Source organism: Methylomonas koyamae (assembly GCF_001644025.1).
Classification (GTDB): Bacteria; Pseudomonadota; Gammaproteobacteria; order Methylococcales; family Methylomonadaceae; genus Methylomonas; species Methylomonas koyamae_A.
The window spans coordinates 37,343-44,708 of sequence record NZ_LUUK01000012.1 but is presented as its reverse complement, the minus strand read 5'-3'; the positions used below and the strand labels follow the sequence as shown (position 1 = coordinate 44,708).

The 7,366-nt window shown below is 44.2% G+C and carries 4 protein-coding genes and 1 pseudogene; 3 read left to right on the top strand and 2 right to left on the bottom strand.

The features are described 5' to 3' along the window. Positions 1-2 precede the first annotated feature (2 nt). Positions 3-875, top strand: a pseudogene (gene tnpC / locus A1355_RS01185) (IS66 family transposase). Positions 876-987: 112 nt separating this feature from the next. Here the strand turns inward: tnpC and A1355_RS01180 are convergent. Then, positions 988-2,058 (bottom strand): acyltransferase family protein, encoded by a 1,071-nt coding sequence (locus tag A1355_RS01180; protein ID WP_064024148.1) that lies wholly within the window; start codon positions 2,056-2,058, stop codon positions 988-990. Positions 2,059-2,186: 128 nt separating this feature from the next. After that, on the bottom strand, positions 2,187-3,071 hold the full coding sequence (locus A1355_RS01175; RefSeq protein WP_082885284.1) for a WecB/TagA/CpsF family glycosyltransferase: 885 nt from the start codon (positions 3,069-3,071) through the stop codon (positions 2,187-2,189). Positions 3,072-3,075: 4 nt separating this feature from the next. On the opposite strand from A1355_RS01175, the gene A1355_RS01170 reads away from it, so the two are divergent. Both A1355_RS01170 and A1355_RS01165 read left to right on the top strand, forming a co-directional pair. After that, the gene (locus A1355_RS01170) at positions 3,076-5,112 is read left to right on the top strand and encodes a right-handed parallel beta-helix repeat-containing protein (protein ID WP_197471681.1); all 2,037 of its coding nucleotides are present in this window, start codon (positions 3,076-3,078) and stop codon (positions 5,110-5,112) included. 91 nt (positions 5,113-5,203) lie between these two features. After that, positions 5,204-7,345, top strand: coding sequence for a right-handed parallel beta-helix repeat-containing protein (locus tag A1355_RS01165; protein WP_064024144.1), 2,142 nt, complete (start codon positions 5,204-5,206; stop codon positions 7,343-7,345). Positions 7,346-7,366: the final 21 nt, after the last annotated feature.

The following is a 7,366-nucleotide window of genomic DNA, read 5'->3' as shown; positions in this document are numbered from 1 at the left end:
CAGTGCAACCCATCATCAACTTGCTGCGCGACCATCTGCTCGATGCCGATCTGATCCTGGGCGACGAAACCGTGGTTCAAGTGCTCAAAGAATCCGGCCGAGCCGCGCAAAGCAAAAGCTATCTGTAGGCACAAATGACCGGCTCCGGACCGCCGATTCGACTGTTCAGCTACACGCCCGGTCGTGGGGGCACTCATGCGCAGCCGCTGTATGACGGCATCAAACCCGGCACGGTGCTGATGAGCGACGGCTATGAAGTGTATAACGCCATTGCGGCGGTGCAGGGTGCCATTCACCTCGGCTGCTGGGCGCATGCGCGCCGCTATTTTGTCGAAGCGGAAGCGGCCATACCCAAGGCTGCACGCGGCCCGGAACAGCTGGCGACGCAGTTTATTGCGGCGATGGGCGAATTGTACGCCATTGAAGCTAAGACCAAAGACCTCCACGCCGAACAGCGCAGGCAACAGCGCCAGGAACAAAGCCGACCGGTTTTGGCCAAGATCGAAGGCTTGCTGCTACAGCATCTGCATGCAGTGACGCCTGGCAGTTTGCTGGGCAAGGCCCTGCAGTATCTATCGTCGCAATGGCCCAAATTGACGCGTTTCGTCGAGAATGGTGACTGGCCTATCGACAACAATCGCTGCGAAAACGCCATACGTCCCTTTGTGGTGGGTCGCCGAAACTGGTTGTTCTGCGACACAGTAGCCGGTGCCCATGCCAGCGCGAATCTCTATTCGCTCATCGAAACCTGCAAGGCCAATGGCATCGAACCCTACACCTATCTGGTGGCATTGTTCCGTCAGTTGCCACTGGCAAAAACCGTCGAAGACTTCGAAGCATTGCTGCCTTGGCGTCTCGCCAAGCCAACGGCTTAATCACTCTCTAACCGTTAGAACATTGTTCGATTCTGTTCAAGTACGTCATTCAAACATCGCTTACAAAACACAGAAACTTCCAAGCAAATCCAAATATAAAAAATCAATCAACTCAAATCAAAAACATTGAGTTCAGCTTTCTAATCAACGGTTTTTCAACATATCTATAAGTAAACATCCCAAAAACTAAGCAAATTACAACCATCATTACGACATAAACAGTCATCGGAAAATCGATATGAAGCCTTGTCAATAGGCGAGCCACAGCACCCAGAATAAACCCATGAAACAAATAAATACTGTATGAGGCATCTCCACACAGATGTAAAAACCTAGTAAACAGATTCTCTTCGCTCGCCCGATCCGATACGAACACGCAGGTTACAAAACAAACCACTCCAAATACAGCTATCTGGGCACTAACCAAAACGCCAGAATCAAGCAAATCGTCGTAAAAAAACAAAAACAAACTCAAAACAAAAAACACAACAATCATCGCGGATAGCTCATTCGTTATACCAAATGAGGGAAAATGCATACGTAACCGCGCAACCAGCATTCCACCGACAAAATAACCAAGTGAGTTCAAGTCAGTATAAAAATAAAAGCTTTTAAGAACATCCGAAGAATCCGCGGAAAGAGGGAAAAAATAGCTTAATAAGCAAAATACACCCAGTACTCCAGATACAAAAGCCAATCGCCATTGAGAGGCAACCAATATCGTCAATGCAAAAATCGTATAAAAAAACATCTCAAAATTTAACGTCCAGCCCTGCCCAAGAACCGGCTGCATTAATCCTTCATGGTTCACAAATGGAATAAACATAAAAGACAAAATCAACTGCTCGTATCCAACACTTACCCCTTGAAAACTAAGCTTTAAATAATAAATTATTGTAGCCCCGTAATACAATGGCAATATACGAATTAGCCTCTTAATCACAAAAATACGAAAACTAACCACGCCTTGTTTCAGTTTTTTTGTAGTTGTATAAATAATAAACCCGCTTATCAAGAAAAAAATTTTTACCCCAAGAGTGCCAGCTGGCATTGATCCAAAATCCCCACCTAAAACTTTTTTATAAAAGGTAAGCACTGCGTGGGCAACAACAACCAAAACCGCAGCGTATGCTCTTAGCCCCTGCAAAGCCAACAACTTCTGGCTGTATAAACTTTTTATCATGCCCCTATCCCAGAAAGAAACTTCGTTGCGCGAAATTGTAAATCAGCACCAAAAACAAGCGACAATTAAAATTTAGCGATATATAAACATCCGCAAACCCTCAAGACAAAAACCATCTTAAAATCGGCTCATCTATTAATCTTAAACAATCTAACCCAAACCAGATCGACAACAAAACACATCAAAAACCTTGGATTTGTAGTAAGATATCGTTTAACAAGACGCTTATCCTTGATCACCCTATAAACCCACTCCAGGCCGGAACGCTGCATCCATATCGGTGCGCGTCGGATATAGCCGGAATGAAAATCGAAAGCGGCACCGACGCCCAACTGCACAGGCACCTTGATTCTATCCAAATGGGCCGCGATCCATTTTTCCTGCTTAGGCGCCCCTAAACCGACCCATAGAAAGTCGGCCCCCGATTGATTGATCCTATCGACCAGCACCTGATCTTCCTCAGGCGAAAGCGGGCGAAACGGTGGCGAATAGTGCCCAACCAGTTCGGCCCGAGGAAACTGCTGGCGAGTGCGAAACACCAGCTCTTCCAATACTTCGTTTCTGCCGCCCAAGAAATAATGTTTCCAACCTCTCGCCTGCCCGACGTCCAGACACTTCAGCATTAAATCCGGACCGCATACTCGCGTGGCATCGACGTTATTAACATATTTGGCGTACCACACCAGCGGTAGGCCGTCCATGGTCGCCATCGAATTATTGGTGATATGCCTCAATTCGGCGTCGGCGCGGCACGATACGACCGTATGAACATTGGCAATGCAGACTTGATGTGGTATATCTGCTAGGACCCACTCCTGAAATATTTTCAACGTATCCTCGTATCCAAGGACCGGAAACGTCACCCCAAGAATCGTAATTTTTTTTACCGCTTGTATTCCGTGGACGGCGCCACTTTGTGTCTGTATCACTTTTATGGAGATTGTTATGTCAATGAGACTATTTCTACTTTTAGCATCGCTGCAAATTTGTTCGGTGTCAATGGCCCGAGACATTTACGTGTCACCTTCCGGTAGTGATTTACTGGATGGGTCCTCGGTCACCGTCAACACCAAAACCAAAACCGGTCCATTCAAAACGCTGGGCAAGGCCCAACAAGCAGTTCGCGACCTAAAAGCCACCGGCGGCCTAACGGAACCCGTTACTGTGCACATCGCGGCAGGCACTTTCCAACTTCCTTCAGCACTGGAATTCACCGACGCCGATTCGGGCGAAGTCGGCAAGGAGATCATCTGGGATGGAGTCAAAGGTGGAACTTTAGTAACCGGTGCCATTCAACTGAAAGGTTGCAGCGCTTATGATGAAAATCAACCTGAGCAAGTTCTTAACTGCCCACTACCGAATAGCACAGTCGCAAGTATTACACAGGAAACCGATTCCAGGATCAAAGGAAATGCCCCAAAATTTGAGGTCTTTGTCGACGATGTCAGAATGCAACTGGCACGCTGGCCAGATTACGGCTGGGCTTACGTAAGAACCCCATTGAATACCAATACTAAATTCAAGGCATTTCAAACCTTGCCCGACTTTCAATCCGAAACTAGTAATGCGCGTGTACATATTTATGCCGGTAACGACTATTTCGATCAGTATATCGGCGTGTCGAATATCGATCTTATCAACAATCAAATAGAACTCAGCACACCAACCAATAACGAAATTGGAGTAGGCCGCCGATTTTATATCGACAATGTAGCATCCGCACTGACAATAGAAAACGAATGGTTTTACGATAACGCGAATGAGCAAATATTATTTATTCCTCCTTATGGCAGCGCCGCAAAAAAAGTATATATATCGAATTCAAAGAATCTCGTAACTCTAACAGGCACAAAAAATATTAAATTTAGCAACTTAACGTTCAGACACAGCACAAGTTCGGCTATTGTATTGGACAACACCAATGCAATTATTCTGGATAATTTGGAAATAAATAACGTAGGCGGCGCGGGAATAAATGGCACTAATAGCACATCCGTCACAGTTAGCAATAACGTAATCCACAGCACAGGCCGCGGCGGAATAAGCTTATCCGGCGGCGACAGAGTCACACTAACTCAGTCCGGCAACAAAATACTTAACAATTATATTTACGAATATTCTGACATATTATTTAACATTGCAGACGCTATTATTGTTAACGGCGTAGGCGCGCTAATTAGCCACAACACTATTACAAACGGCAATGGCGGAGCAATATATATTAGAGGTAACGATCATTTTGTTGAAAGAAACGATATCTCTCGAATATGCATAACCTCCGGCGATTGTGGTTCAATCTATTCGGCAGGCGACTGGACTTATCGCGGCAATGTACTTCGATATAACTACATACACGATTCATACGGATATACTCTTAATTTAGATACGTTAAACGTTGATAAAAATATCATTCAGTATAAATACGATAGCGCCCGTGGCATATACCTCGACAACGGAGTAAGCGGCTTCAATGTATTCGGCAATTTAGTAGTGAATGCCGGCTATATAGGCATTCAAATTGGTGGCGGCAGAGACAACAACATCGAAAACAACATTGTAAAAACCAACAAAAAGGCAATATATATAGATTCACGCAGCCCGTATTACGACTGGAACATTAATCGGGATTCGCTCGATTCCATGCCAATCGATAGCCCTGTCTGGAAAACGAAATATCCAAAGCTATCAGAACCAATGAGCAACGAAACCTGGCCGGAAGGCAATCAGATCGTGAGGAATATATTTATTTCCACCACCTACCTAGGCTATTCGTTCAAATATCAGATCCCCTCCGTCGGTAATACTATTATGGACAACATTGTTTGGCATGCCACTAGTCAGTTAAGAATCGACTATAAAATATTGGATACTGGAGAATCGAAAGGTGGATCCCTATGGCCTGAATGGATGAAAAAAAACATTGAGCAGGGTACCATTAATGCCGATCCGTGCTTAAGCATAGTTGGTAAAAAAATTAGTTTGACGTGCGATTCGTCGCCCGCAATATCATTGGGTATTCAAGGCCTTCCTTCGGATTTTGGCATCGTGAAGTAAGCGGCGTGCCGCGCGGAAACCTTTCTATCCGCGCGGCAAAGCGCTAATACTGCGCAGAACCATATTACAAATAGATCGAGGCGGCGTCAGCATGAATAGATTCGATTACCTCGAGACCTTTCGCAAGACAGTAATCGCGATAATAATTGGGCAAACGGCCATAGTCCAGAGCGCGACGGCGACCGACTATTATATTTCCCCAAATGGTAGCGATGAAGCGGACGGACTATCTGAAAAACCAACATCACCAACAACTGGCCCCTTCCGTACACTGTTTAAAGCTCAACTATCGATAAGAGCGTTAAAAAAAACCGGCCAGTTTAGCGAACCTATAACGGTCCATGTCTCACCGGGAATATTCGATATAACCGAATCGCTAATTTTTGATGCCAGAGATTCTGGAACCACGGATAAACCAATTTTATGGCAAGGAGCGAGTCGCGACGAAACCATTATAACTGCTGGGAAAAGTCTTGCCTGCTCAGTAACAGAGACATCGCGACTGATATGCGAAATCCCGAAAACTCCGCTATCTGCCGAAAATACCACAGATCAAGATCAAAATAGCCGGTTGGATAATCTAAAACCGGGCTTCCAGATTTATATAAATGACACGAAGCTAACATTAGCCCGCTGGCCGAATGAGATGTGGGCGCATATCAAGCAACCTACCTCAACCAACCTGTCCTTCCAACCCTACGAACCGCCTCCCTTTCTGGATGGAGAAATAGACGGCTTACAAACTCATATATTTCCAGGCAACGGATGGTATGACGAATATCTTGACGTTGCAAATGTCAACCAAACAGGCAGTAACATATCACTGAAATATCCGACCAAATATCCCTTACAAGCCGGACGCCAATTCATACTCCAAAACCATCGCTCCTTACTTGACGCCCCTGGAGAATGGTATTTGAATTCCAACAAGAATACTGTCGAAATAATTCCGCCAATCAACAGTAATAGAGACATAATCACCATGTCTTTCACCCCGAACATACTTAGTATTAACGGCGCAAACAACCTCAAATTTTCAAATTTCACTTTTGTTTACAGCCGTAAATCTGCAATCACCGTAAATAAATCCCATTTCGTAGTATTCGGGAATGTTGATATTCACCACGCAGGAACAAAAGCGATAGATGTTAACGCAAGCGACAACATCAGAATTGAAAACAGCGTGATCCATGATACGGGAGGAGCAGGAGTAACCGTAGACGGTGGCGACTTAATAAAATTAGCTCCTTCAAGAAACATTATCGAAAACAATCATTTTTTTAATATTTCAACCAACATTTTCACTTCCCATCCAGCCATACTGGTATCCGGCGTCGGCACCACCATTTCTCATAATCTAATTGAGCGCAGCTCTAATATAGGAGTAATGATTTATGGCAATAATCACACCATTTCTGGAAACGAGCTGAATCACTTATGCCTTGATTGCGCGGATTGCGGTGCAATATATTCTGGCGGCAACTGGAGTTCTAGGGGCAATTTAATAAAACATAACTTCATTTCAGATATTATGGGTTATGGCCTGGACCATGTCGATCAAGTTGCAAACACTGCTATTTACAAATCGCCCGTGGAAGGCCGTGGAATTTATATTGATAACGGCTCAAGTGGTTTTGATATCTCCAACAATATTCTAATTAATCCCGGAGAAATAGGCATACACATTAACGGAGGTAGAGATAATAGAATTCGCAACAATTACATTGAAACCAATCAAAGCGCTGTTTGGATATTGAATCGAGAAAAGCGTATGGATTGGACGCAATTGCAAGAACGGTTAAAAAACTCACCGCATACGACAAAGGTCTGGAAGAACGCCTATCCGGACTTAGCCAAGCCAATGAACAATTACTTATGGCCGGAAAATAACGAAGTTTCAGAAAACATCCTCATTTCAACTAACACCGCCCAAAATTCGATATTTATAAGGTACGAAATCCCCATGAAATCAACTTCAATATATAAAAATCTAATTTGGAGCCAAAACTCGCAACCGGTCAATGTAAGATACCAAATACTGGATGAAGCATCTCCCTACAAAACAACAAATTGGCAAGATTGGATTAAATTTGGAACTGAATTAGACAGCATCTACGCCGACCCTTGTGCCACACTTCAAAATAAATCATTACAATTTTGCGAGACATCTCCAGCAAAGAAACTCAACTTTATTAACGCAACCGACCAAATTAGCATAACCAATTCTAAGTAAATGAAGCCATATAAAATAGGC